The organism is Erwinia amylovora (genome assembly GCF_017161565.1).
Classification (GTDB): Bacteria; Pseudomonadota; Gammaproteobacteria; order Enterobacterales; family Enterobacteriaceae; genus Erwinia; species Erwinia amylovora.
Genome location: NZ_CP066796.1, coordinates 1,506,938 through 1,532,580, shown reverse-complemented (window position 1 = coordinate 1,532,580; position 25,643 = coordinate 1,506,938). Strand labels below are relative to the sequence as shown.

Below are 25,643 nucleotides of genomic sequence, written 5' to 3'. Positions count from 1 at the left end.
GCCTCTTACATCGGTGATATGTTCAGGAAGAACCGCTGCAGCCAGCCCATGGTTTGTGCTTCGTTGATATAGCCGTTCCCGACGTATTCAATACGCGCATCTGCCACCTGGCTTGAAACAACGCTGTTACTGGCGCTAATCGTGCGTGGGTTAACAACGCCAGAGAAGCGAATAAACTCAGTTCCCTGATTAATTTCAATCTGCTTTTCACCGACCACGTTCAGGTTGCCGTTAGGCAGCACTTGATTGACGGTGACGGTGATCGTGCCGGTGAAGGTATTTTTGGCGGTCGCGCCACCTTTGCCTTCAAAATCATTTTTACCGCTTCCGCCAAGGTTGGCTTTATCGCCACCGAGCAGGCCCACCAGCGCACGCGGCGTAGCGGTCAGGCCGAATTCGGCGCTGCCGTCGCGCCCGGCATTAGCAGAAGAGCTCTTGCTGGCGCTGACATTTTCCTGCAGCGTGATGGTTAATGTGTCGCCAATATTGCGCGGACGCCGATCCTCAAACAGCGGCTGGTAGCCATAGTTCATCGGCATCACCCCCTGAAAAATGGAGCCGTTGACCATGGCGGGTGAAGCAGGCAGCGGCTGAGCCGTTGTCGAACCTTCAACCAGTGGCTTGCGGGGAACTAACGCACAACCGTTGAGCGTCAGCAGCAAGGTGGCGACTAACCAACGTCCAGACAATGAGATCTGCCGTGCCATGAAAATAAGCCTTTCATTAGGTAAATATGTATCATCGGGCCGGGTGAAGATGCCCGGCGCCCGTGACGGGTAACCCGTCTGTTGCCAGATTAAATCTGCGTCAGCTTGGCCAGCATCTGGTCGGATGTACTGATAGCCTTACTGTTAATTTCATAGGCGCGTTGAGTCTGGATCATGCTTACCAACTCTTCCGCTACGTTAACGTTGGAGGTTTCCACATAGCCCTGATACAGCGTACCGGCCCCGTTATTGCCGGGGTTACTTTCATTGGGCACGCCGGAAGCTTGCGTTTCCTGGTACAGGTTTTCCCCCATGCTCGACAGCCCGGCATCGTTCATAAAGGTGCTGAGCGTCAGCTGGCCGACCTGTACCGGATTGGCCTGGCCCTGTTGCGTTACACTGACCACGCCGTCACGGCTCACGGTCATGCTCAGGGAGTTAGCCGGGATAACAATGGCCGGCTGCACCGGAAAACCGGCGTTAGTCACCAGCTGGCCGTTTTGATCGGTCTGGAAAGAGCCATCGCGGGTATAGGCAGTGGTGCCGTCCGGCATCTGCACCGAAAAGAAGCCCTGGCCATTGATGGCTACGTCTTTTGATGAGTCGGTCTGCGACAGGTTGCCCTGGTTATGCAGCCGCTCTGTGGCAACGGGCCGCGTACCGGTACCGATCTGCAAGCCCGAAGGCAGCGTGGTTTGTTCGGATGACTGCGCCCCCGGCTGCCGCATCGTCTGGTACATCAGATCTTCAAATACCGCACGCTGGCGCTTGAAGCCGTTGGTACTGACGTTGGCCAGGTTGTTGGCGATAACGTCCATATTTGTCTGCTGGGCGTCAAGGCCCGTCTTGGCAATCCATAGAGAACGGATCATGCTTTACTCCTCCGATCAGCCGATTGACAGCAGCTGGTTGGCTTTTTGTTCGTTTTCGTCGACGCTGGAAATGACTTTCATCTGCATTTCGAAGCGGCGGGCATTGGCGATCATATCGACCATGGTTTGCGTGGCTTTGACGTTACTGCCTTCCAATACGCCGGGCATCACTTTCATCGTCGGGTCAAGCGGCAGCGTGGCACCGCGCTGCGCCTGAGCGCTGGCAGAAACGCGAAACATACCGTCATCACCGCGCGTCAGTTCGTTACCCACGGCTTTGACCAGTTTCAGTTTGCCCAGCTGGACAGTGGCGTTCGGCGCATCGCCGGGATTTAGCGCGGTTATTGAGCCGTCAGCAGCGATGGTGATCTGCGCGCCTTGCGGAATAGCAATTGGCCCGCCATCGCCCATCACCGCATTGCCCTGTACGCTAAGCTGCCCGGTCGGACTGACCTGCATATTGCCGTTGCGGGTGTAGGCCTCGCTGCCGTCTGCGGTCTGCACCGCCAGCCAGCCGTCACCCTGCATTGCCACGTCCAGCGCACGTTCGGTGTAATCCAGCGCCCCCTGGCTCATATCCGCCCCTGGCGTGGAGGCGGTCACCAGCGTACGGGTTGGCAACGAAAGCCCCTCAACCGGCACCGCGCGGGCGGCGTTAAGCTGTGCACGAAAGCCGGGCGTCGAGGCATTGGCCAGGTTGCTGGCCGTTACCGCCTGCTGATCGAGGGTCTGACTGGCCGCCCCCATGGCGGTATATATCGCGTGATCCATAAGACGATCCTGTTAAACGAATTAACGCAAGTTGACCAGCGTGTTCAGGATCTGATCCTGTGTTTTGATGGTCTGAGCGTTGGACTGATAGTTACGTTGTGCAACGATCATATTGACCAGTTCTTTGCTCAGATCGACATTGGATGACTCCAGCGCGCCGGCGGTCAGCGTGCCGAGGTTGCCGGTACCGGCGATGCCGCTCAACGCCTGGCCCGAAGCTGCGGTCGATGACCACACGTTATCGCCTTCTGACTTAAGACCTTCCGGGTTGGCAAAATTGGACAGCACGATTTGACCAAGCAGCTGGGTCTGCTCATTGGAGTAGGTTCCGACCAGCGTACCGTCATCGTTGATCTGATAACTGGTCAGTTCGCCAGGCTTATAGCCGTCCTGCGTCGGGTTGCCGAAGGTGCTTTTACCGTTGTTTTGCTGCTGGCTACCGGTCAGGTTGACATTCAGCGTGGTTGGCCCGTTGGAACCGTTCAGCTGGCCCATGGTGAAGCTCACCTGTCCATTATTTGGCGTGACAAGTTGACCATTGGCGTTAAACACCAGGTTGGTATCAGCGCCGGCGGTACCCGTAGAGGCATCCACCGGATGGACCGTCCAGTTGTTATCGGCAGTTTTAACGAAATAGAGGTTAACGGTGTGCGCGTTGCCCAGCGAGTCGAAGGTAGTCATCGAGGACTTGGCGTTGTAAGTTGTTGTATCGTTTATATTTAAATTAGCGTAATTCTTAACCGCATCCGTGGAGTTGAGGTTGGCGGTTATCGCGGCGGTGGTGGTGGCTTTCGCCGTCATCGCCGTAGCTGGCACGCTAAGCGCCACCGGATTCGCCCCGGTCTGCACGGCTGGCGGGGTTCCGGTTGCCGGGTAACCGGTCAAATGCAGGCCCTGCATGTTAACGATGTTGCGATTCTGGTCGAGGGTAAACTGGCCGTTACGGCTGTAGAAAACCCCGCCGTTGGCATCGGCCATACGAAAGAAGCCCGCTGAACTGATAGCAACATCAAGCCCGCGGCTGGTATTGGTCGTGGTACCGTCGTTAAAGTCCTGCACAACCGATGCGACTTTTGTCCCCAGGCCGACTTTAGAACCGGCAAACATGTCGGCAAAAGCTACGGTGCTGGATTTAAAGCCTGCCGTGGCGGAGTTGGAAATGTTGTTACCGATAACGTCGAGATTGCTGGATGCGGCGTTTAAACCGCTTACCGCTTGTGAAAAGCCCATGTAGTCACTCCTGAAAGATAAATTAGTGGATTAAATGATCTGACGAACTTTTTCCAGGGTGGTGGTCCCCATGGTGCCCAGGTCCAGCACTGCCCCGCCAGAGTTGCTGCTTACGCCGCTGACAAGGGCGTAGCTGAGCGGCTGCGCTACCAGCTGTCCGCTGCCGTTGCTGGCGCTGATGGCAACGGTGTATTTACCATCGGCAGCGGTGGTGCCGTCGCTGGCCTTACCGTTCCACTGGAAGGTATGTACGCCGGCGGTTTGCGCCCCGAGGTCGATGGTTTCCACCACTTTGCCGCTGGCATCGGTGATCGTCGCAGTGGTGCTGGTGCTGGCCTGCGCCAGCTCTACGCCAAACGGCGTGGTGGTACTGCTGCCTGCTAAAATCTGTGTACCGTTCACCATCACACCATGACCGATGAGCGTGGAAGCCTGTAACGACTGACCGCTGGTGATCTGGCCGGAAATGGAACCCAGCGTGGTATTCAGCTTCTCAACGCCGCTCAGGGTGTTGATTTGTGCCAGCTGTGTCGTCAGCTGCGCGTTATCCATCGGGTTAGTGGGATCCTGATTTTTCAGCTGGGTCACCAGCAACGTCAGAAAGTTATTCTGGAGATCCGCCGCTGACGAGTCAGAAGAGGAGGAAGACGACTTCAGCGTGGTGGCCGCCTGTTTTTCATTTACACCTACGGCAATACTCATCGGAAAGTTCCCTATTGACCCATCGTTAAGGTTTTCATCATCATCTGTTTCACGGTGTTTAACACCTCAACGTTGGCCTGATAACTGCGCGAGGCCGACATGCTGTTCACCGTTTCTGCGACCACATCCACGTTCGGCATTTTGATGTAACCCCTGGCATCGGCCATCGGATTACCTGGCTCATACACCAGTTTTGCCGGAGTCGGATCGTCTATCACCTCTGCCACTCTCACGCCACCGGTCGGAGACCCGGGCGCGGCGTTGGTTTGGAACACCACCTGCTTCGCCACGTAAGGCTGGCCATCCGGCCCGGTAGCGCTGTCAGCATTGGCCAGATTACTGGCGCTGACGTTAAGACGCTGCGACTGTGCCGCCATCGCCGATCCGGCGATATCGAAAATACTGGTAAGTGCCATTATTTATTGCCCCTGTAGGGCCGACATCATGCCCTTGATTTGACTACTGATGAGGGTCAAATCCGTTTGATATCTCAGGCTGTTGTCGGCGAATTCTGTACGTTCCCGATCCATATCTACCGTGTTGCCGTCTAATGAAGGCTGATCGGGGATGCGATACATCAGATCCATCGAAGGAGGCCGTTGCGTTTCTGCAGGAATATGGCGTGCCGACGTCACCGCCAACGACATTGCGGAACCCTGCGCGCGCCCGTGTTCAACCGCTTTAGTTAACTGGCTGGCGAAATCGATATCACGTGCCTGATAACCCGGCGTGTCGGCATTAGCGATGTTGGATGCCAGGATTTCCTGCCGTTGTGCACGCAGATTCAGGGCTTCGGTGTTAAACCTCAGTGCTGCGTCCAGTTTGTCGAGCATGCGTCCTCCGCAAGTTAAAATTCAGAGCTGACAGCATAATCTTCGCGTGAAAAGCCTATCGCTCGAATAGCGCTAAAAACCGTTGCTAATTTGCGCCTTGACCCGGCGCGCATACGGTTAGAATTGGTGCCATGATGATTAACAGGTATTGGTGATGGCTAGATATGCCCTGCTGCTGGCTGCCCTGCTCTCTCTGCTTAGCGCCACGGCCAGCGCCGGTGATTTAACCGCGCAGCTGAGTCAGTTTTTTAAAAGCCGCTATCAACAAAACGGCGCGAGTACCGATAACCTCAAGGTGGTGGTAAAAACGGCAAAAAGCATGTGGCCAGCCTGTGACAACCCGCAATTCCTGCTGCCGGCTAACAGCCGCATGTGGGGCTATATCAGCGTGGCGGCCAACTGTGAGCAAAACCGGCGCTATATTCAGGTTCAGCTGCAGGTGACGGGTAGCTATCTGGTCGCCAACCGCCAGCTGTCACAGGGAGAGGCGATCAGCGCCAGCGATGTGCGCATTGAGCACGGACGGCTGGACGCCCTGCCTGCCCGTACGCTGTTAAATAGCGATGACGCCACGGGGGCTATCGTCCTACGCGCTATCATGCCGGGCCAGCCAGTTACGATGATGATGATGCGCCAGCCGTGGCGCGTGAAGGCAGGTCAGGCGGTTACTGTTTACGCCAGCGGTGAGGGTTTTACCATCCACAGTGAAGGTAAAGCGATGAATAATGCCGCCGCTATGCAGTCGGTGAGAGTACGAATGAATTCAGGACAAATCGTAACCGGTAAGATCGATGCTGATGGGAATATTCTGATATCGCTATAAAACGCTAAAGAACGTGCCAGTTCTGCCGATAGTGGAATTAGCACTCATAATATAATCAGAATAACGAACAGCAGGCATAGCGAATGCCTGAATCAGAGGAACCCAAAATGAGCATCGACAGAACTCAGCCCATGAAACCGGCCAGCAGCGTTCAACAGCGTGAAACCCAGGACACGGCCCCTCTAAAAGCGCGTTCGGCCGAGAGCAAACCCTCTGTCGCCAGCGGCACCCAGGTGCTGTTAAGCGGTGCACAGTCCCAGTTATCGAAAGCCAGTTCACAGGACGTCAACACCGTTCGCGTGGAAGAGCTTAAAACCGCCATTCGCAATGGTGAACTGAAGATGGACAGCGGTAAAATTGCCGATGCCCTGATCCAGCAAGCCAAAGAAACATTGCAAGGTCATTAACATCATGGAAAAGCTGCAGAATGCGCTCGATAAGGTGCTGGAAGTGCTTTCTTCGCTGGCTGGGGTCATGAATACCGAGCAAGAACAGCTTGCGGCGGGCCAGATCAATAGCAGCTTATTACAGCGCATTACCGAAGATAAAAGTTCGCTGCTGGCAACGCTAAGCTTCCTCGACCAGATGCGCCGGGATGCGGAAAAGAACGCCGGACTGTACGAGCCTTACAGCCGCCATCCTGAATTGATGCAGCGCTGGACGGCAATTCAGGCCACCACCTTGAAGCTGCGCGATACCAACACGCACAACGGGATGCTGCTCAATCATCAAATCAACCATAACGAGCAGGCGTTGCAGGTACTGAAACCGTATCACTCGCAAAAATTTTATGGCCCGGATGGCCAGGCGATAAGCTCCAGATCGGTTAGCCGTAAAGCCTGATTCTAAGCCGATCTGTTGTATCACTTCACCCCGCTGCCGGCAGCGGGGTTTTTCCGTTCAGATTTGCCCACGGCGGGCAAAGTCGCGCGGGCGGAAGCCTGATAAGCCCAGCACGGCAAAATAGACGCCGCCGCCGACGGCGCACACCGCAGCCAGTCGCAGCAGCCGCGACAGCATATTTCCGTTCGCCCAGTCCGGCATCAGATAAAGCATGCCCACCAGCGCGGCGGCCATCGCCAGCACGGCAACCAGCAGCCGCAGCATGAAGCTCAACCAGCCCGGCTGCGGCTGGAAGATGTCCTGCTTGCGCAGCTGCCAGTACAGCAGCGCGGCGTTAAGACAGGCTGCCAGCCCGATGGATAACGACAGCCCGGCGTGTTTCAGCGGGCCAATAAACGCCAGGTTCATCACCTGGGTGGCCAGCAGCGTAAACATGGCGATTTTCACCGGAGTTATGATGTCCTGGCGCGAATAGAAGCCCGGTGCCAGCACCTTCACTACGATCAGCCCCATCAAACCGACCGAATAGGCCACCAGCGCACGTTGGGTCATCGCCGCGTCAAAGGCGGAGAACTTGCCGTACTGAAACAGGGCAACGGTGAGCGGCTTAGCCAGGATCCCCAGCGCCACCGCGCTTGGCAGCGCCAGCAGGAAGCAGAGACGCAGCCCCCAGTCCATCAGACGCGAATACTCAATCTGGTTACCGCTGGCAAAACTTTTTGCCAGCGACGGCAGCAGGATGGTGCCGAGCGCCACCCCCAGCACCCCGGAAGGAAACTCCATCAGCCGATCGGCATAATACATCCAGGATACCGAGCCGGATACCAGAAAAGAGGCGAAAATCGTATTGATGATCAGGGAGATCTGACTAACCGAAACGCCAAGAATGGCTGGCCCCATCTGACGCATTACGCGCCACACGCCGGCATCACGCAGATTCAGGCGCGGCAGCACCAGCAGGCCAATCTTCTTCAAATGCGGCAGCTGATAGCCCAGCTGCAGCACGCCACCCGCCACCACCGCCCAGGCAAGCGCCATCACCGGTGGATGGAAATGCGGTGCGGCAAACAGCGCGAAGCCGATCATGCTGATATTCAGCAACGTTGGCGCGAACGCCGGCACGGAAAAACGGTTCCAGGTGTTGAGGATGGCTCCTGCCAGTGATGCTAATGAAATCAGCAGGATGTAGGGAAACGTCACGCGCAGCAGCGCCGAGGTCAGCGCAAACTTGTCTGCGGTATCGGTAAAGCCGGGCGCGGTGAGGGTGATCACCCAGGGCGCGGCGAGCATCCCCAGCACCGTGACAATCGCCAGTATCAGCGTCAGCAGCCCGGAAACATAGGCGACAAAGACTTTCGTCGCTTCTTCTCCCTGCTTGCTTTTGTATTCGGCGAGGATCGGTACAAATGCCTGGGAGAAAGCGCCTTCAGCAAAGATACGTCGCAGCAGGTTGGGCAGTTTGAAGGCCACGAAAAAGGCATCGGTCGCCATGCCGGCACCAAATACGCGCGCCACAATCGCGTCGCGGGCAAAGCCCAGCACGCGCGAAAACAGGGTCATGGAGCTGACCGCTGCCAGTGATTTAAGCAGGTTCATGTGTTTCCTGATTCTGATATCCGGGATTTCCGGCTTGCGGCAATCTCTGGCCAGTTTCGCCCGGCCAGCTCAAGGTGGGGATAGTCTACTGATATGGAACGAAATAACCACTGTCGATTGATACACCTTTTGCCCGGGGGGGTGTATGCAAGCCTCTGTTAGCGTGGGTTAACCCCTCACGGACAACGGTAAGTCGTGCTTCCGTTACGCCCGTCATCACTGAGTAGCTTCACTGCCGAAGCCTCGTCGGGAAAGCCATTTTGTGAGGTAACCCACTCTCAGGGGATGACCTCGCCGTAGGGAAGCGCCCGATCGGGAAAAGTGACGATATGGCATACCGGCTCACAACGCAGTGACGGTGGCGAAATCTACTCTCACAAGGCAATGCTCGTACAGACAGGTTCAAGCCCATACCCAGATCCGTTTATGGATCGACCACGATCATCCTGAGATCGTCATCCGTTGACGCTGGATGAATGCAGAGAAACGTGCCCTGCAAAAGGCAGCTTCCAATAATACCGGCCAGCAATGCGCTCATTACGCCTCCGCGTTGTTCAGCAGCCGGGTAATCTGCCGATACCGCACCGCCACCCGCTGCTCCGGTTGCGTCACGCACCCTTGCGGCTCGCCGGCGTTATCTGCTGCGCTGCGTATGCGTTGCTCAACCGGCGTTTGCGCCCCATGCTTTAACAGTGTGGTGTTACGCCCGGCGCCGCTCCGGCGTCCATTCATTACAGGTCAACGCCGTCAGAACATGATCCTGCCAGCGCCCGTCAATCAGTAAATAATTTTTGGCATACCCCTCCTTTTCAAAACCGAGGCGAGCCAGTAGCGCTCCGCTGCGCTGATTATGTGGCATATAGTTGGCCATGATACGGTGCATCCGCTGCTGGCGCTGCATATAGCGAATGGCGCTTTGCAGCGCTTCAAACATCATTCCCTGGCCCTGCCATTTCTCACCCAACGAATAGCCGAGATAGCAGGCGTGAAACGAGCCGCGCACGATATTGCTAAAATTTGCCACGCCGCGCACTTCATTTTCCTGTGGATCCATCACGGCGAAATAGCACGCGTTACCCTGCTTGTGCATATCACCGATCAACGCCAGACGCGCCTGCCATCCCGACGGATAACAGTGGCTGTCGTCACGCAGCGGTTCCCAGGGCTTTAGAAAAGCACGATTTTCGGCGTAGTAGTCAGCCATCCGCCAGTCATCACGCTCATTTATCAAACGCACCACCAGGCGATCGGTAGTCAACCGCACTTTTGGCGCATGGGTAAGATAGCCAAACATTTTTTCTCCTGAAATTGGTAACGGGTATCAATGTTATGCGCTGGAACTGACCGGCGTTTATCTGCGCATCATTCCGCCTGTATCACTATAAACGCCATGCCGTTGAAGGGTGAAATGCGCAGCGGTAATATTGCACGAAAAGCAGCTTGATATGGCAAAACGCGCCATCGCTTCGCCCCGTCGTTTGCCCTTTTGCCCGTAGGCCTCCATACTTATCAATGATATTAAGACGATTAATCAGCAACATCCCCTTGCAAACGTAAGGGTAAAAGGAGAGCACGTTGAAACTCTATATCTATGAACATTGCCCATTTTGCGTTAAAGCTCGTATGATTTTTGGCCTGAAAAATATTCCGGTGGAGCTGGTGGTGATGTTGAATGACGATGAAGCCACGCCTCAGCGCATGATTGGTCAGAAAATGGCACCCATTTTAATGAAAGACGACGGCAGCTGTATGGCGGAAAGCCTTGATATCGTTGATTACGTTGATGCCCTGGACCACCAGCCGCTGCTGACCGGCGGTCGCAACGCGGCGATTGCCGACTGGCTGCGCCACATCGGTGGTTATGTCAACAAACTGTTGATCCCCCGCGTGGCAGAAGCGCCATTTGCCGAGTTCGCCACTCCACAAGCCCGTGGCTATTTCAAAGACAAAAAGCAGGCGGTTTACGGTGATTTTGCCGAACTGAAGGAACATTCACCCGGTTTGATCAAAAACGTCAACGATGACCTGCGCAAACTCGACAAGCTGATCGTACAACCCAATGCGGTTAACGGTGAACTTTCGCCTGACGATATTCACCTGTTCCCACTGCTGCGTTCGCTGTCGCTGGTTGCCGGGATTGACTATCCTTCACGGGTGGCCGATTACCGCGATAACATGGCAAAACAGACGCAAATCAACCTGCTTTCCTCTGTTGCTTCCTGACCTCCACGGGCCGTCTCCCGGCGGCCCCGCTCTTCCCCTCTCTGCGATCCGGCATTGTCCTGGTGACGAATGCCTGGCGGTGGTGCATGCTATGGGCTTGTGCCGTCAGGATTGAGCGGTGAAATGAAACAGAGGAATACCGTGAAGAAAACAATTTTTTCCACCAGCGCTTTATTGTTAGCGTTAGTGGTCAGCGGTTGTAATCAGATTGCCCAATACAGCATCAGTGAACAGGAAATTAACCAGGCGCTGGCAAAGCATCATCGCTATGAGAAAAATATCGGCGTTGCCGGGCTGGCAGAGGCGCATATCACCCTGCACAATCTGCACAGCCAGATTGGTCGCGAAGAGCCTGACCGGGTAACCTTGACCGGCAAGGCTGACGTCAGCATCAGCTCACTTTTCGGCCCGCAGCAGGCTGAAATGAACCTGACCATGAAAGCCCAACCGGTATTCAATCAGCAGGAAGGCGCTATCTATCTGAAGGATATGGAACTGACCGATATTCAGGTACAGCCCGTAAAAATGCAGGGCGTGCTGAAAACCCTGACGCCCTACCTGAATCAATCGCTGAAAAGTTACTTTAACCAGAAGCCCGCCTGGGTGCTGAGCAGCGACCGCAGTAAAGCCGAGTCGCTGGCAAAACGCTTTGCCAAAGGACTGGAAGTTAAGCCGGGTGAATTAGTCATTCCGTTTACCGAGTGAACATCGCCGGGTCCGGCTTGACCCGCGCATAAATTTGATGCAATGCCGGCGCTTTATCCCTATTCTTAGACCCCGGCTGAAACCTGCTTACCCTTAATGCCGGAGCACATGATATGACCGATCACCCCCAGCAACTGACTATACGCCGCCCTGACGACTGGCATATCCATCTGCGTGACGGAGAAATGCTGGCGGCGGTAGTCCCGTTTACCAGTGAGATTTGCGGCCGCGCCATTGTGATGCCCAATCTGCTACCGCCAGTCAGCAGTGTCGCCGCCGCCCGCGCCTACCGCGAACGGATCCTCACAGCCGTGCCTGCCGCCCACGCTTTCACCCCGCTGATGACCTGTTACCTGACCGATGGTCTGAACCCGAATGAAATTGAAACCGGCTTTGCAGAAGGCGTGTTTACCGCGGCCAAACTCTATCCGGCGCACGCCACCACTAACTCTGCCCACGGCGTCACCCGCATTGCTTCAATTACTGCGGTACTGGACCGGATGCAGAAAATCGGCATGCCGCTGTTAATTCACGGTGAAGTGACCGACGCGCAAATTGACATTTTTGACCGTGAAGCACGTTTTATTGAAACCGTGCTGCACCCGCTGCGTAAGCAATTCCCACAGCTGAAGGTCGTTTGCGAGCATATTACCACCAGGGAAGCGGCGGCTTACGTGCTGGAAGGGAATTCATACCTTGCGGCCACCATTACGCCACAGCATTTGATGTTTAACCGTAATCATATGCTGGTTGGCGGTATTCGCCCGCATCTCTATTGCCTGCCGATCCTCAAACGGAATGTTCACCAGCAGGCGCTGCGTGATGCCGTTGCCAGCGGTCATCCACGCTTCTTCCTCGGTACCGACTCCGCGCCGCATAGCCGGGATCGTAAGGAAGCCAGCTGCGGCTGCGCTGGCGTATTTAACGCTCCGTCGATGCTGGCCGCCTACGCCACGGTATTTGAAGAAATTGGTGCACTGGGGCATTTCTCTGCCTTTTGCTCTGAAAACGGCCCGCGCTTCTACGGGCTGCCGCTCAATGAAGGTGAGGTGACGCTGCTGCGTCAGCCGTGGACGGTGCCGGCAAGCATTGCGGTGGGTAGTGATGGCCATAGCGTGGTGCCGTTCCTTGCCGGTGAAACGCTGAACTGGCGGGTGAGCGCTTAACCGTTTGACGTGGTAATAGTGATTGCCACCGCAGCAATAACTGTATATATTTACAGTTATTAAACCGGAGGCTGTCATGCGTATTGAAGTCACTGTAGCAAAAACCACTGCCCTGCCTGCCGGCGCTATCGATGCGCTGACGCAGGAGCTAACCAAACGTATTGATAAACATTTCCCCGATGGCAGTAATACCATTTCGGTACGTTACGCCAGCGCCAATAACCTGACGGTAATGGGGGGAGGAAAAGAAGCAAAGGACCAGATTACCGATATTTTACAGGAAACCTGGGAGAGTGCAGACGACTGGTTTACGGCAGATTAAAGGTTAACCTGTTAAAAATTGTGTCATTTTTGCCGGGAACGCCTTCCGGCTTTTTTATGTCATTTTGTTACTAAAACCCTACCGTTGACCCGGCAGAAATAAATTGTTGACGGGTTCTGAAGGTTATCCGGCAGACTTGACGAATCCTGTCAATGATTCAGCAACGGCAGTGACACTGAAATAATTGCGGTTCAATCAGGACAAGCAGCCCGGTTTGCCTGACTGGATCGCCCTTACCCACTGATTCCCAACGGTAACGGGTGAAACCGCATCGCTGGTTTATCAGTTTAATCTGATAGTAATACCTGTTGTAATGACGTTATTTGTCATTAGGGGATGATCGCTTCCCTGCTGATGTTTTATTTGCGCCAAATGCAGCCGATCAATGCCGCGCCAGACGTTAAACCCTGCGCGCTAATAGAACTGCTGTTATAATCAGTTGGCTCCAGGAAAAAAAAGCCGCATTGAACCTCGATAATAATCACTTCGTTGTCATCATTCACGAGTAATAAGGGGGTTATAATGGACAGTAACAAAGATGTCATCCAGACACATCCCCTCATCGGGTGGGATATCAGTACCGTAGACAGTTATGATGCCATGATGATCCGTTTGCATTCGCTGTCTTCTGACCAACAGCAGGCTGATGAAGCCGAAGTGGGCCAGACTTACTGGCTGACTACCGATGTTGCCAGGCAATTTATCTCTATTCTCGAAGCTGGCATTGCCAAAATAGAAGCGACCGGCTACCTGGATCGCGACTACAAGAAGCATTAATCAACCGATCCGCTTTCTCCAGGGCACCTGATTAAGGTGCCTTTTTCATGCCCGTAATAATTTGGTATTCTGCCTGAATTGCAGGCATAACTAAGGCTGATATCGATGGTTTACGATTTAATTGTGGCAGGCAGCGGCTCCGTGGGCGCCGCTGCCGGATGGTATGCCACTCAGGCAGGGCTGAAAGTGCTGATGACCGACGCACACCATCCGCCGCACCGTGAAGGCAGCCATCTTGGTGAAAGCCGACTCATACGCTACGCGTACGGCGAGGGCGCTCGCTATGTGCCGATGCTGCTGCGCGCCCGGCAGCTTTGGCTCCAGCTGGAACAGGAGAGCGGTGAACGCGTCATGCAGTGCAGCGGCGTGCTCAACCTTGCGCCGCACGACTCAGAATTTATTCACAATGTGATAAGCACTGCGGAGCAATTCCATCTGGAGGTGCAAACCCTTAATGAAGCCGGGATCATGCAGCGCTGGCCGCAGTTTGCAGTACCAGAAGGCTACACCGGCGTGTTTGAACCCACCGCCGGCTATCTGAAGGCAGAAATCGCGGTAAAAAGCTGGATCCGTCTGGCACAAGAGGCTGGCTGCGCACAGCTGTTTAACTGCCCGGTAACCCGCATCGAAACACAGAACGGCCTGCAGACCGTGACCACGGCAGACGGCGTTTATCAGGCGCGCAAGCTATTGCTTAGCACCGGTAGCTGGGTGAAAACGCTTTGCCCGCGGCTACCCATCGCCCCGATGCGCAAAGTGTTTGCCTGGCACCAGGCGGACGGCCGCTACAGTGAAAACAATAAATTCCCGGCATTTGCCGTGCAGATGCCGGACGGCAACCACTATTACGGATTCCCCGCCGATAACAACGCCATCAAGATGGGCAAGCATCAGGGCGGCCAGCCGATTGATTCGCCCGCCGAACGTAAACCCTTCGGCCGCGTGGCGTCCGATGGCAGCGAACTGTTTACTTTTATGCGCCAGTTTCTGCCGGGCGTGGGAGTTTGTCTGCGGGGCGAGTCCTGCACCTACGATAACTCACCGGATGGTGATTTTATTATCGATACCTTACCGGATGAACCTGACCGCATGGTGATCAGCGGGTTGAGCGGCCACGGTTTTAAATTCGCCAGCGTGCTGGGGGAGATAGCAGCGCAGTTTGCCCAGGGGAAACAAAGCGAATTTGATTTAACGCCGTTTTCGCTGTCGCGCTTTGGGCCCGATGCCTGACCTGCTGCAGGCACAATAGCTCATTTTCTGAGCCATTGTGCCTCGAAGGTCATATCCAGTCAGCCGCCAAAGCCGCTTTCTTACGGCACCTGTGCAGCTTGTTCAGCAGCCGATGCGCTGGTGCACGGCTGCCAACCGATGGGGTTGCCCCATGCAGCGGTTTACGCGCCGTTTACCCCGGGTGAAAACGGTGATAACCCCGGCGCCCATCGGATAATTCGCTGGCATATAAGCAGCCTTATCGCTTTCGTCGCCGTGAATAATTGCGAACGAGGGTTGAGTTAAGCGCTGGCGCAGCTAACTGACGAGTGATCAAAGGGAACTTTTGTTACGGTGGTTATTTACCTATATCAATGCAGGCAAGACAGCGCAACTGTAGAAGTTATCCACAGTATTCACCGAAAACATGGCCTGCCACGCTATTTAAGCGTGAAAAATCATCGCTGGCGAAGTTTTCGCGCCACGAGCGCGGCCACATTGCTGAAAAGCATAAATTTTCATAACGATATCCGATTCATTACGTTGACAAATCAGCGCTGAAAACTGACATTCGTGAGTTAAGTATGCAAAAAATCAGAAAATGATAATACCCCTTGCACCGTGCACTCCCCCATACCGGTAAACACTGAGCAGCATTAAAGGCTGAACTACTTTCTGATTTTCTGCTCAAAAGACATCAAATTGTTCAAAATATTTCAAGGTGACAATAAATACCCAAAGCTGCAGATTTATTTGTTGATTTTGCAGTAAGTAATAGTCAGTCTTATTTAAAATTATGACAGGCGGGTAACAGGATGCAGTGGAAAAATAGCGTTTCACGTTATGGCGCACTCAGTATCAGTCTGCACTGGCTGGTAGCGCTGGCGGTATATGCCATGTTTGCTCTTGGGCTGTGGATGGTCACTCAGGGTTATTATGATGAGTGGTATCACAAAGCGCCCGAGCTGCACAAAAGTATCGGCATGGTGCTGTTCGCTGTCATGCTGCTGCGCGTGATATGGCGTTTCCTTTCTCCCCCGCCCAAACCGCTTGCCAGTTACAGTCCGCTGGTGCGTCACAGCGCGATTGCAGCCCATCTGCTGCTGTACGGGCTGCTGTTCGCCATTATGATTAGCGGATACCTGATCTCTACGGCAGAGGGCAAACCGGTGGATGTATTTGGCGTACTGCCGGTGCCCGCCCTGTTTAGCGGGATGGGCGAACAGGCCGACCTGGCCGGCGATGTCCATCTCTGGCTGGCATGGAGCGTGGTGATCCTTTCCGCGCTGCACGGGCTGGCCGCCCTCAAGCACCATTTTATCGATCGCGACATCACGTTGAAAAGGATGCTGGGAACCCGCATCGACTAACCTCTCGTAAGGAGAAAGTAATGCCGAAGAAAACGATTCTGGGCCTGACAACCGCCGCGCTATTTATGACGGCAGCAACCGCCAGCGCAGCCGAGTATAAAATTGATAAGGAAGGACAGCATGCCTTTGTCCAGTTCCGTATCAAGCATCTCGGTTATAGCTGGCTGTACGGCAGCTTTAAGGATTTCGATGGTGGGTTTACGTTTGATGAAGCTGACACCGCGAAAGATAAGGTAAACGTCACGATTAACACCGCCAGCGTGGACACCAACCACGCGGAACGTGATAAGCATCTGCGCAGCGCCGAGTTCCTCAACGCCGCCAAATTCCCACAGGCGACCTATGTTTCAACCGGCGTGCTGAAGGAGGGGGACGGGTTAACCGTTAACGGTAATCTGACGCTGAACGGCGTGACTAAACCGGTGAAACTTGCGGCGAAACTGATTGGCGAGGGCAAAGACCCGTGGGGTGGCTACCGCGCTGGCTTTGAGGCAAAAGGCACGATTGCGCTGAAAGAGTTTAACATCAAAACGGATTTAGGCCCGGCTTCGCAGGAAGTGGACCTGATTATTTCACTTGAAGGGGTGCGGCAGTAAAGGCCAGCCGTGGATCGTCTCGCCGGGAAACAGCCCGGCGAGATAGCGCGTTACTCTTCCGCAGAAGGAATATGCATCGTTGTACTCAGCAGGCCACGCGATTTGTTGAAAACTTTGTTCCCATTCTCACGTCCCGCCCGTCGGGCGCGCTGCTCTTCTGGCGGTAATGCCAGTTCCTCCATGCACAGCGGGCTACAGCAGTGTTTGAACTTCGTAGCACAGGCCGGGCACTGAATAAACAGCAGATGGCAGCCGTCATTCAGACAGTTAACGTGGTTGTCACAGCGTTCACCGCACTGATGACAATGTGCAATCACGTCGTCGGAAATACGCTCGCCCATCCGCTCGTCAAAAACAAAGTTCTTACCTTTAAAGCGCACCGGCAAGCCCTGCTCGCGAGCACGGCGGGCATATTCAATAATGCCGCCTTCGATATGGTAAACATGGTCAAATCCGTTGTGACGCATCCAGGCGCTGGCTTTTTCACAGCGGATGCCGCCGGTGCAGTACATAACGATTTTTTTATCTTTATCCTGCTGCAACATATCAACCGCCATCGGCAGCTGATCGCGGAAGGTGTCGGCGGGGATTTCCAGCGCATTGTCAAAATGCCCCACTTCATATTCATAGTGGTTACGCATGTCGACAAAAACCGCTTCGGGATCGTCAAGCATGGCATTCACTTCAGCCGCTTTCAGGTAGGCGCCTACATTGCTGGCATCGAAGCTCTCATCGGTGATCCCGTCCGCAACAATACGCTCGCGCACTTTCAAACGCAGTACCCAGAAGGACTTACCATCATCATCCAGCGCAATGTTCATACGCAGATTGTCCAGCGCCGGATGAAAACCATACAGGCGGCTTTTCATCTGCTGGTAATGGCTTGCCGGTACGCTGATCTGGGCGTTAATCCCTTCTGCCGCCACATAAACACGGCCAAAAACATTCAGCCGCGTAAGCTCAATATAGAGGGCATCCCGAAAGGCGCGCGGATCTTCGATAGTGAAATATTTATAGAAAGAAACCGTGGTGCGCGGCTCAGTTTCCGCAAGCATGCGCGCCTTAAGCTCTTCATTGGAAACAAGGTTATGTAACACTGGCATGGTGTACTTTCCTGAATTCAAATAGGGTAAATTTTTTTGCGCGGCTATAATACATCAGTTAACGTGCCCTGTCCTCAGTATGTCTATATCGCGGATGCAGTTTTATCAGCAGATAAATTTAACTTTCTCATTTAGAATGGCACAATAGGTCATAAAAAAACTTGTTTGAGCTTCACAATAGCCCTCTTTTTGACGATCTGGAAACTCATGACTCAGCTTCCCCAATTTAGTCGTGCTTTGCTGCATCCCCGTTATTGGCTTACCTGGTTGGGTATGGCCGTGCTCTGGCTACTGGTTTTACTGCCTTACCCGGTGCTTCATTGTATCGGCTGCGGATTGGGCAGACTCTCCATGCGCTTCCTTAACCGCCGGGTTGAAGTTGCGCGGCGCAATCTTGAACTGTGCTTTCCACAGATGCCCGCTGCCGAGCGTGAAGCGCTGGTAAAGCGTAACTTTGAGTCGCTTGGCATGGGGCTGATTGAAACCGGCATGGCCTGGTTCTGGCCGGACTGGCGCATTACAAAATGGTTCCGGGTCAGTGGGTTAGAACATATCAGTAAAGCCGCTGCCGACCAGAAAGGGGTGCTGCTTATCGGCATGCATTTTCTCACCCTGGAGCTGGGAGCGCGTATTTTCGGCATTCATAATCCGGGTATTGGCGTATACCGCCCGAATGATAATGCGCTGATCGACTGGTTGCAGACATGGGGACGTATGCGCTCCAATAAGAGCATGCTGGACCGCAAAGATCTCAAAGGGATGATCCGCGCATTGAAAAATGGCGATATTATCTGGTACGCACCGGACCACGATTACGGGCCAAAAAGCAGCGTGTTTGTCCCCTTTTTCGCCGTTGACCAGGCGGCATCGACCAAAGGTAGCTACCTGCTTATCCGCAGCGGAAACCCGGCGGTGATCCCATTCGTGCCACGCCGGATGCCCGACGGTAAAGGCTACGAAATGGTGATTTTGCCTGAAGAGAAGAGCATTCCGCTGGACGATGAAGCTGCCACGGCGGCACGCATGAACCGTATTGTTGAACATGGCGTACTGATGGCTCCCGATCAGTACATGTGGCTGCACCGCCGCTTCAAAACCCGTCCTGAGGGCCAGCCAGCCCTGTACTAGTTTGCTTAAGGCCGGTTCTCCGGCCTGCCTCAGGCTAAGCCCGCCCTGCTCTTGTTTACTATGCAACACCATCGCGATAAACACCCTGTGGCTTCAAACAGATATTTTTGTTGCCACCCCCTTGCAACTTCACGTTTAGCGACAACAATTACCCTTAAGTTATTCACATCACGGAGATGACGATGAACCTTTATGCCACGCTGGAAGAAGCCATTGATGCAGCACGCGAGGAGTATCTGGCTGCCAACCCGGAACAGGAAGAGGATGAAGCTTCAGTAGGCCAGTTCAACCTGCAAAAATACGTCATGCAGGATGGTGACATCATGTGGCAGGCCGAATTCCTCACCGACGAGGGTGAAGAAGGTGAATGCATGGCGCTAAGCAGCGGTGAAGCCGCGCAGTCGATATTCGATGGCGACTTCGATGAGGTTGAGCTGCGTCGGGAGTGGCTGCCGGAGAACACCCTGCATGAGTGGGATGACGGCGAATTCCAGCTGGAACCCCCGGGTGATACCGAAGAGGGCAAGGCGGCAGCTGAAGAGTGGGAAGACGATAACAGCGAGTCTGATAACCTGCTCTGAACCGCCTGGCGAATTATTCGTATGGCCCGTGGTGCGCATCCGCCGGCAGCAACAGCGTATCAACAACCAGCGATAGCGGCAGATCAATGATAGCGATGAAACGCCACGGCCTGTCGCGCACATCCCACTGCACGCCGGGGTAATATTGATTGCCGTGCCCCTGTCCGGGCACGGTTCTACTGATGATGCTGCCACAGCCGCTCAGTATCAGGATGCTAAACCCGGCTACCACTGCGCGTATAATCTTCGTCACTGCTTATTCCCCGGATTTTCCGACATTAAAAAACGCTATTTTAGCGTCTGCAGGTTAATGTGCCATCAGCGCGAGCGTAAATAAATAAGTAAACAAAAAGCCGGGACGTTTGTCCCGGCTTTCGTAGGCTGTGGTAACGGATCCCGACGGTGCTACCTGGCGTTGTTCAGCGCCAGCGGATTCAGTTTCAGCGTATGGTAATAATCTGCCCAGTCATGGTACTTGTCGGCGTTCTGCCACAGTCGATAATGCATGCGCGACAGCGTGACCGGGTCGCTAAGCAGCGCCAGGCGACTGTCGCGGTCAAGCTTCGCTGGCGATCCGCTTAACGCCTGCTCTACGCGCCTGTCGCGAGCAAAATCAAGGATATCACTGTGCAGGTGGCGCGACGTTGCCATCGCGCTTGCCAGCGCATTGAACGACGGATGGAATACGGCATGCATAAAGCCATCTTCCAACGCGCGCTCGCGGTTAAGCTCCACGTAGCGATCGGTGTCCAGCAGCTCTTGCGGCGGCTCGTACTCTTCCGGGATCAGGAACAGCTTGCCGCGTTTAGATGCCTGGCCGAGACTGCGGCGACTGGACAAAACCGAAACAAACGGTGACAGAATCAGCGAAAAGACGATCGGTGACAGCCACCACAGAAAGTTAAGATCCAGCCAGCCCATGCCACCAGCCCAGACCAGGCCGAGCAACATTTGCGAACCGTGGCGCTTAAATGCTTCGCCCCACGGCGTGGCATCATCATCACGCTGCGGTGAGTTCCATACCACTTCCCAACCGAGGAATGCACTAACCACAAAGACGGTATGGAACAACATACGTACCGGTGCCAGCAGCACTGAGAACAGCATCTCCAGGAACAGAGAAGTCAGCACGCGCAGCGCGCCACCATAGGGTTTCGACCCTTTGCACCAAACCAGTATGATGCTCAACAGTTTCGGCAGGAACAGCAGAACCAGCGTGGTGGAGAACAGCGCAATGGCCAGCTCAGGCCGCCACTGCGGCCACACCGGAAACAGCTGGCGCGGTTGCAGGAAGTACTGCGGCTCTGTCAACGTGTGCACCACCTGCAAAGCGGTAGATAACGCCAGGAACATAAACCACAGCGGCGCAGACAGGTAGGACATCACGCCGGTCAGAAAGACCGCACGGTGAACCGGGTGCATACCTTTCACCAGGAACAGACGGAAGTTCATCAGGTTACCGTGGCACCAGCGGCGGTCACGCTTCAGTTCATCCAGCAGGTTTGGCGGCAGCTCCTCATAGGAGCCAGGCAAATCGTAGGCGATCCACACGCCCCAGCCCGCACGGCGCATCAGCGCAGCTTCGACAAAATCGTGCGAGAGGATGGAACCGGCAAAGGAACCCTCACCCGGCAGCGGCGCCAGCGCGCAATGCTCTATAAACGGCTTGACGCGAATGATGGCGTTGTGGCCCCAGTAATGCGACTCACCCAGCTGCCAGAAATGCAGGCCGGCGGTAAACAATGGTCCGTAGACACGGGTAGCAAACTGCTGACAGCGTGCGTACAGCGTGTCCATACCCGATGCTTTCGGCGATGACTGGATGATACCCGCATGCGGATTGGCTTCCATCATGCGTACCAGGCCATTCAGGCAATCGCCGCTCATTACGCTGTCCGCATCCAGAACCACCATGTAACTGTACTGGCTGCCCCAGCGGCGGCAGAAGTCATCAATATTACCGGATTTACGCTTAACGCGGCGGCGGCGGCGGCGATAGAAAATGCGCCCTTCCCCACCCACATCACGCACCAGTTCCATCCAGGCCTTTTGCTCGGCCATGGCGATATCCGGGTTGTAGCTGTCACTGAGAATATACACGTCATAATTTGCCTGTTCGCCGGTGCGAACCACCGATTCCCAGGTGGCACGCAAGCCAGCGAACACGCGCTCTACGTCTTCGTTACAGATTGGCATGATGAGCGCCGTGCGATGCTCCGGGTTAATCGGTTCATCTCCGCTGGTCAGGTAAGAGATGCTGTATTTGTCCTTACCGATCAGCAGCTGCAGGAAGCCCATCAGCGCCGTCCAGAACCCGGCAGACACCCAGCAAAACAGCACGGCGAACAGGAACAGGATCCCAGTCTGCAACACGTAGGGCAGAATTTGCAGTAGCGACTGCTGCCAGTTTTGGTTGATCATCTCCATCGGGTCGATGAGCGCCCAGCCCTGGTAAGGCAGGATGGTCTTCATGTACCAGGTCGCCACTACCGTCTGGAAGAGAGTCAGGAACAGTAAGATATAGCGACGAATGGAGCCAACGTGGCGCCATTTATCCTCCGTCTTTTGCTCTTCTTTGCTGGCGTAGCGCGGGGTACTTTTATGGCCGCGTAAGGCGTCCCATGCACGAGCCACCGGGTTAGTACGCCACTCTTCCGGGTACATCGAGGAGCGGGTGTGCTTCGGCATCGCTTTCAGCGTGGTACGTTTCAGCGCATCCTGGTCAAACCGATCGCCCTTGTCGATCGATTCAGGCCAGCTCATTTCGATACGTGCTTTGACCGACTGCTGCGGCGCATCATCGGCGCGTGTCTGGGTCGCCGCACTTTCAGCCAATTGATGATGCAGCTGGCTGAAGGTCTCTTCCGGGTTCACCGGCAGCGCGTCACGCAGCGCCCCTTTTCTTTCAGGGGACAGAGGCAGCGTATCAATGTATTCAGCGGGTATTACGGTAGACTTATTCATTGGCAGGCAACTGATTGCTCCAGGTTTCCGTCAGCGTTTTGTCACCGTTAACCAGTGCAGCACGCATTTCCGTAGGTTGTTTGGCATCTTTAATACGAATGCGCAGCACCAGACGCCAGCCTTTGGTTACCGGGTTATAGCGGACGCTGTTTTCCACCAGTTCACCGTTATTACCAATGCTAACCTGTGGTGTCACCGGGGTATTTTCAGGCAGTTTGCTCATCTCCGGGCCAACGAAATCGACGACAAAGGCAACGGTGCCGTCCGGCTGACGTACCAGGTTAGACTGCTTCACATCCCCGGTTGAACGCAGCGTATTTTTCACAAATGCGGTTTCCGGTGAATGCAGCTGGCTCTCGTCACGGGTGAAGTGCAGACGATAGGCAAACTTCATCTCTTTACCCGGCTCAGGAAGACTTTCCGGGGACCAGAATGCCACGATATTGTCGTTGGTTTCGTCCGCTGTGGGGATTTCAACCAGCTCAATGCGCCCTTTACCCCAATCGCCCTGCGGTTCTATCCAGCCGCTGGGGCGCAAGTCGTAACGGTCATCCAGATCCTGATAGTTAGCGAAATCGCGACCGCGTTGCAACAGACCGAAACCGCGTGGGTTCTCTACGGTGAAGGTACTGACCGCCAGATGTTTTGGATTATTCAGCGGGCGCCAGATCCACTCTCCGTTACCGGCATGAATCGACAGGCCATTCGAATCATGCAGCGCCGGCCGGAAGTTGATCTGCGGGGAAGGCTGATTAGCGCCGAACAGGAACATGCTGGTTAACGGCGCAACGCCCAGTTTTCCAACGTTATCGCGCAGATACACTTTAGACTGCACGTCAATAGTGCTTTCCTGACCGGGGGTAATCAGGAAGCGATAAGCCCCGGTCGCGCGCGGTGAGTCGAGCAGCGCATAGATGACCAGATGGTTATCCTGCGGTTTCGGACGCTCAATCCAGAACTGTTTGAAGCGCGGGAATTCTTCACCAGAAGGCAGCGCGGTATCAATTGCCAGGCCACGGGCGGAAAGTCCGTAAACCTGTCCGGCACCAATTACGCGGAAGTAGCTGGCGCCAAGAAAACTGGTGATTTCATCTTTTTTGTCTTTGTTGTTCAACGGGTATAGCACCTTGAAACCCGCAAAACCAAGGTTTTTCAGCGTGTCCGCATCGTGTTTGAGGTTACCGAAATTGAAATACTCCGGAGAGTATTTGATTTCACGCACGCTGCTGGCGGTCACTTCATTCAGCCGTACCGGCGTATCGAAGTACATGCCCTGATGGTAAAATTCAAGTTTGAAAGGGGTCTTCAGCTTGCTCCAGTAAGCTTTATCATGATTGAACTGGATCTGCTGGTAATCAGCGTATTTCATTTCTCGCAGCTGTGAAGGCAGATTGCTTTTGGGTGCTTCAAAGCCCTTACCCGCTAAATCTTTCGCCTGTTTTGCCACATCATCAATGTTGAAAGCCCAACTGCTGTTGGCATACATTGAAAGCAAAACGGCGGCGCCAACCCAGCGCAATTTCAATAGTTTTGGTTTATTGTTCATTTTAATTCGCACATCCCCCCCCATTTCGGGTGCTTAAAACAATTAATTCATCTTAAAGGATAATCCAGCATTCCGACAGCCTGAGCGCGTTTTTGTTCCGATATTCTGATCTGCTAAGCTTACGATTCTCAAGCGTTTAACCGAAACAGATTCGGCTGATAGTATACGCTTATTCTTACGTTTAAAGTAAGCAGTAAGCTTTAGGCTGTTCAAGGATTATCCGACAGTATAACGCGTTGAATAATGGATATTTATGACTAAAAAAACACAGCAGAGAGAACACTTCCTCGATTCGATTCGCGCCTGGTTGATGCTATTAGGCGTGCCTTTCCACGTTTCGCTGATTTATTCCACACAAAGCTGGTCGGTCAACAGCAGCTCGCCGTCTGAGTGGCTGACGTTGCTGAATGAATTCATTCATGCTTTTCGCATGCAGGTATTTTTTGTGATTTCTGGCTATTTCTCCTACATGCTTTTTCTGCGTTACCGCCCTTCTCAATGGCTGAAGGTGCGCGTGAAGCGGGTTGGCATCCCGCTGCTGGCGGCGATACCGCTGGTCACTCTGCCACAATTCTTTTTGCTCAAAGAGTGGACAAACAAGATCGGTGACTGGGCCAGCATGACGCTATACCAGCGCTATAATGCGCTGGTGTGGGACCTGATCTCCCATCTTTGGTTCCTGTTAGTGCTGGTGCTGCTGACCCTTGCCGGTTTTTGGATTTTTTCTGTGCTGCGCGACAGCAAACCTGAAAAATCAGATTATTCCGAAGTCGGCTGGGGCCAACTTACCCTCTGGATGCTGCTTTGCGGCCTGGCATGGGCCATTTTCCGCCGTGCGATGTTTATCTTCGCCCCATCGGTCCTGGGCGATGCGCTGTTCAGTATCGCGGTGATGCAGACACTGTTTTACCTGCCGTTCTTTATGCTGGGGGCAATGGCGTGGAAATATCCGGCGATCAAAGCGCTGTTTGTTCATCCGGTATCATGGACCTTTGTCGGTTCCGCGCTGGCATTCGCTGCTTATGTCGCCAATCAGACGTGGAGTCATGGCGGTGGCTGGCTGTATGAAATCGATGGGGTGGTTTCGATGCTGATGGGGTTGTGGATGATCAACGTGGTGTTTTCATTCGGCCATCGCCTGCTGAACTCCCACTCACCGCGCGTAAAATATCTGGTCAATGCCTCGCTGTTTATTTATCTGGTGCACCACCCGTTAACCATTCTCTACGGCATTCTTTTTGTCAACGAGATAGGCAACAACACCGTGGGATTCTTTGCCGGTCTGGTGTTTGTTTTTGGTATCGCTTTTCTGCTGTATGAAATCCATCTGCGTATTCCGCTGCTGCGTTACCTGTTCTCCGGGAAAGCGCAGCGTTAATCGGCCATCCGGGCGTCTGCTCAAAGTGATAAGCCCCACGAAAGTGGGGCCATAAGTCCGTCAGGCAGCAGTTAAACAGCAGCCGTAAAGATTGCTGTGCAAATCTGTTCTGAGATGGGTAAACCAGCAAGTTCTCAGGGCTTGATCATCGGTGATTATTGCCGACACAAAAGAGTGATCCGGTGCAAGTTGCTCCGT

The 25,643-nt window shown here is 54.3% G+C and carries 28 protein-coding genes; 14 read left to right on the top strand and 14 right to left on the bottom strand.

What is annotated here, in order from left to right; genetic code table 11:
* Positions 1 to 5 precede the first annotated feature (5 nt).
* From JGC47_RS07145 to flgB, 7 genes are all read right to left on the bottom strand, one after another.
* Positions 6 to 707: a flagellar basal body L-ring protein FlgH gene (locus JGC47_RS07145; RefSeq protein WP_004157073.1), complete on the bottom strand. Its 702-nt coding sequence runs from the start codon at positions 705 to 707 to the stop codon at positions 6 to 8.
* An 89-nt stretch (positions 708 to 796) separates the two neighbouring features.
* On the bottom strand, positions 797 to 1,579 hold the full coding sequence (gene flgG / locus JGC47_RS07140; RefSeq protein ID WP_004157072.1) for a flagellar basal-body rod protein FlgG: 783 nt from the start codon (positions 1,577 to 1,579) through the stop codon (positions 797 to 799).
* A gap of 15 nt (positions 1,580 to 1,594) precedes the next feature.
* Positions 1,595 to 2,350, bottom strand: coding sequence for a flagellar basal body rod protein FlgF (locus JGC47_RS07135; protein WP_004157071.1), 756 nt, complete (start codon positions 2,348 to 2,350; stop codon positions 1,595 to 1,597).
* 21 nt (positions 2,351 to 2,371) lie between these two features.
* Entirely contained in the window at positions 2,372 to 3,580 is a 1,209-nt protein-coding gene (gene flgE, locus JGC47_RS07130; RefSeq protein WP_004157070.1) for a flagellar hook protein FlgE, read from the bottom strand.
* Positions 3,581 to 3,610: 30 nt separating this feature from the next.
* Positions 3,611 to 4,282: a flagellar hook assembly protein FlgD gene (gene flgD / locus JGC47_RS07125; RefSeq protein ID WP_004157068.1), complete on the bottom strand. Its 672-nt coding sequence runs from the start codon at positions 4,280 to 4,282 to the stop codon at positions 3,611 to 3,613.
* A gap of 11 nt (positions 4,283 to 4,293) precedes the next feature.
* Positions 4,294 to 4,698, bottom strand: coding sequence for a flagellar basal body rod protein FlgC (flgC, locus tag JGC47_RS07120; protein ID WP_004157067.1), 405 nt, complete (start codon positions 4,696 to 4,698; stop codon positions 4,294 to 4,296).
* A gap of 3 nt (positions 4,699 to 4,701) precedes the next feature.
* The gene (gene flgB, locus JGC47_RS07115; protein WP_004157066.1) at positions 4,702 to 5,115 is read right to left on the bottom strand and encodes a flagellar basal body rod protein FlgB; all 414 of its coding nucleotides are present in this window, start codon (positions 5,113 to 5,115) and stop codon (positions 4,702 to 4,704) included.
* A gap of 154 nt (positions 5,116 to 5,269) precedes the next feature.
* Here flgB and flgA point away from each other — a divergent pair, with 154 nt between their 5' ends.
* The 3 genes from flgA to flgN all read left to right on the top strand — a co-directional run bounded on the left by flgA (position 5,270) and on the right by flgN (position 6,781).
* Positions 5,270 to 5,938 carry a flagellar basal body P-ring formation chaperone FlgA gene (flgA, locus tag JGC47_RS07110; RefSeq protein ID WP_004157065.1) on the top strand — a complete coding sequence of 223 codons (669 nt, stop codon included), beginning with the start codon at positions 5,270 to 5,272 and terminating at the stop codon, positions 5,936 to 5,938.
* 107 nt (positions 5,939 to 6,045) lie between these two features.
* The gene (gene flgM, locus JGC47_RS07105) at positions 6,046 to 6,345 is read left to right on the top strand and encodes a flagellar biosynthesis anti-sigma factor FlgM (protein WP_004157064.1); all 300 of its coding nucleotides are present in this window, start codon (positions 6,046 to 6,048) and stop codon (positions 6,343 to 6,345) included.
* Between the two features lie 4 nt (positions 6,346 to 6,349).
* A complete protein-coding gene (flgN, locus tag JGC47_RS07100) occupies positions 6,350 to 6,781 on the top strand; it encodes a flagellar export chaperone FlgN (RefSeq protein ID WP_004157063.1) in 432 nt (143 codons plus the stop codon).
* A gap of 57 nt (positions 6,782 to 6,838) precedes the next feature.
* Here flgN and murJ read toward each other — a convergent pair whose 3' ends face one another.
* The 3 genes from murJ to rimJ all read right to left on the bottom strand — a co-directional run bounded on the left by murJ (position 6,839) and on the right by rimJ (position 9,671).
* Positions 6,839 to 8,377: a murein biosynthesis integral membrane protein MurJ gene (murJ, locus tag JGC47_RS07095; RefSeq protein ID WP_004157062.1), complete on the bottom strand. Its 1,539-nt coding sequence runs from the start codon at positions 8,375 to 8,377 to the stop codon at positions 6,839 to 6,841.
* A gap of 537 nt (positions 8,378 to 8,914) precedes the next feature.
* Entirely contained in the window at positions 8,915 to 9,109 is a 195-nt protein-coding gene (locus JGC47_RS07090; RefSeq protein WP_004157060.1) for a hypothetical protein, read from the bottom strand.
* Positions 9,078 to 9,671, bottom strand: a complete 594-nt coding sequence (gene rimJ, locus JGC47_RS07085; protein ID WP_004157059.1) for a ribosomal protein S5-alanine N-acetyltransferase — start codon at positions 9,669 to 9,671, stop codon at positions 9,078 to 9,080. The genes JGC47_RS07090 and rimJ overlap by 32 nt, the downstream gene beginning before the upstream one ends.
* A gap of 281 nt (positions 9,672 to 9,952) precedes the next feature.
* Between rimJ and grxB the strand changes: the two genes are divergently transcribed.
* From grxB to JGC47_RS07045, 8 genes are all read left to right on the top strand, one after another.
* Positions 9,953 to 10,600 carry a glutaredoxin 2 gene (grxB, locus tag JGC47_RS07080; protein ID WP_004157058.1) on the top strand — a complete coding sequence of 216 codons (648 nt, stop codon included), beginning with the start codon at positions 9,953 to 9,955 and terminating at the stop codon, positions 10,598 to 10,600.
* 141 nt (positions 10,601 to 10,741) lie between these two features.
* Positions 10,742 to 11,305: a lipoprotein gene (locus JGC47_RS07075; RefSeq protein WP_013035987.1), complete on the top strand. Its 564-nt coding sequence runs from the start codon at positions 10,742 to 10,744 to the stop codon at positions 11,303 to 11,305.
* A gap of 113 nt (positions 11,306 to 11,418) precedes the next feature.
* Positions 11,419 to 12,471, top strand: a complete 1,053-nt coding sequence (pyrC, locus tag JGC47_RS07070; protein WP_004157056.1) for a dihydroorotase — start codon at positions 11,419 to 11,421, stop codon at positions 12,469 to 12,471.
* 76 nt (positions 12,472 to 12,547) lie between these two features.
* Complete coding sequence (dinI, locus tag JGC47_RS07065; RefSeq protein ID WP_004157055.1) at positions 12,548 to 12,793, top strand: DNA damage-inducible protein I; 246 nt, start codon at positions 12,548 to 12,550, stop codon at positions 12,791 to 12,793.
* 522 nt (positions 12,794 to 13,315) lie between these two features.
* On the top strand, positions 13,316 to 13,570 hold the full coding sequence (gene bssS / locus JGC47_RS07060; RefSeq protein WP_004157053.1) for a biofilm formation regulator BssS: 255 nt from the start codon (positions 13,316 to 13,318) through the stop codon (positions 13,568 to 13,570).
* 105 nt (positions 13,571 to 13,675) lie between these two features.
* The gene (solA, locus tag JGC47_RS07055; RefSeq protein WP_004157052.1) at positions 13,676 to 14,800 is read left to right on the top strand and encodes an N-methyl-L-tryptophan oxidase; all 1,125 of its coding nucleotides are present in this window, start codon (positions 13,676 to 13,678) and stop codon (positions 14,798 to 14,800) included.
* Between the two features lie 794 nt (positions 14,801 to 15,594).
* Positions 15,595 to 16,149 carry a cytochrome b gene (locus tag JGC47_RS07050; RefSeq protein WP_004157049.1) on the top strand — a complete coding sequence of 185 codons (555 nt, stop codon included), beginning with the start codon at positions 15,595 to 15,597 and terminating at the stop codon, positions 16,147 to 16,149.
* A 20-nt stretch (positions 16,150 to 16,169) separates the two neighbouring features.
* Complete coding sequence (locus JGC47_RS07045) at positions 16,170 to 16,745, top strand: YceI family protein (RefSeq protein ID WP_004157048.1); 576 nt, start codon at positions 16,170 to 16,172, stop codon at positions 16,743 to 16,745.
* A gap of 50 nt (positions 16,746 to 16,795) precedes the next feature.
* Here JGC47_RS07045 and trhO read toward each other — a convergent pair whose 3' ends face one another.
* A complete protein-coding gene (trhO, locus tag JGC47_RS07040) occupies positions 16,796 to 17,848 on the bottom strand; it encodes an oxygen-dependent tRNA uridine(34) hydroxylase TrhO (protein ID WP_004157047.1) in 1,053 nt (350 codons plus the stop codon).
* 207 nt (positions 17,849 to 18,055) lie between these two features.
* Here trhO and JGC47_RS07035 point away from each other — a divergent pair, with 207 nt between their 5' ends.
* Positions 18,056 to 18,976, top strand: coding sequence for a Kdo(2)-lipid IV(A) acyltransferase (locus JGC47_RS07035; protein WP_004157046.1), 921 nt, complete (start codon positions 18,056 to 18,058; stop codon positions 18,974 to 18,976).
* 182 nt (positions 18,977 to 19,158) lie between these two features.
* Positions 19,159 to 19,557 carry a MysB family protein gene (locus tag JGC47_RS07030; RefSeq protein ID WP_004157045.1) on the top strand — a complete coding sequence of 133 codons (399 nt, stop codon included), beginning with the start codon at positions 19,159 to 19,161 and terminating at the stop codon, positions 19,555 to 19,557.
* A gap of 13 nt (positions 19,558 to 19,570) precedes the next feature.
* Here the strand turns inward: JGC47_RS07030 and JGC47_RS07025 are convergent, their stop codons facing one another.
* The 3 genes from JGC47_RS07025 to JGC47_RS07015 all read right to left on the bottom strand — a co-directional run bounded on the left by JGC47_RS07025 (position 19,571) and on the right by JGC47_RS07015 (position 24,067).
* The gene (locus tag JGC47_RS07025) at positions 19,571 to 19,798 is read right to left on the bottom strand and encodes a YceK/YidQ family lipoprotein (RefSeq protein WP_033477577.1); all 228 of its coding nucleotides are present in this window, start codon (positions 19,796 to 19,798) and stop codon (positions 19,571 to 19,573) included.
* A 164-nt stretch (positions 19,799 to 19,962) separates the two neighbouring features.
* A complete protein-coding gene (gene mdoH, locus JGC47_RS07020) occupies positions 19,963 to 22,521 on the bottom strand; it encodes a glucans biosynthesis glucosyltransferase MdoH (protein ID WP_004157043.1) in 2,559 nt (852 codons plus the stop codon).
* A complete protein-coding gene (locus JGC47_RS07015; protein ID WP_033477576.1) occupies positions 22,514 to 24,067 on the bottom strand; it encodes a glucan biosynthesis protein G in 1,554 nt (517 codons plus the stop codon). The genes mdoH and JGC47_RS07015 overlap by 8 nt, the downstream gene beginning before the upstream one ends.
* A gap of 253 nt (positions 24,068 to 24,320) precedes the next feature.
* Between JGC47_RS07015 and mdoC the strand changes: the two genes are divergently transcribed.
* Positions 24,321 to 25,445: a glucans biosynthesis protein MdoC gene (mdoC, locus tag JGC47_RS07010; protein ID WP_004157041.1), complete on the top strand. Its 1,125-nt coding sequence runs from the start codon at positions 24,321 to 24,323 to the stop codon at positions 25,443 to 25,445.
* Positions 25,446 to 25,643 lie beyond the last annotated feature (198 nt).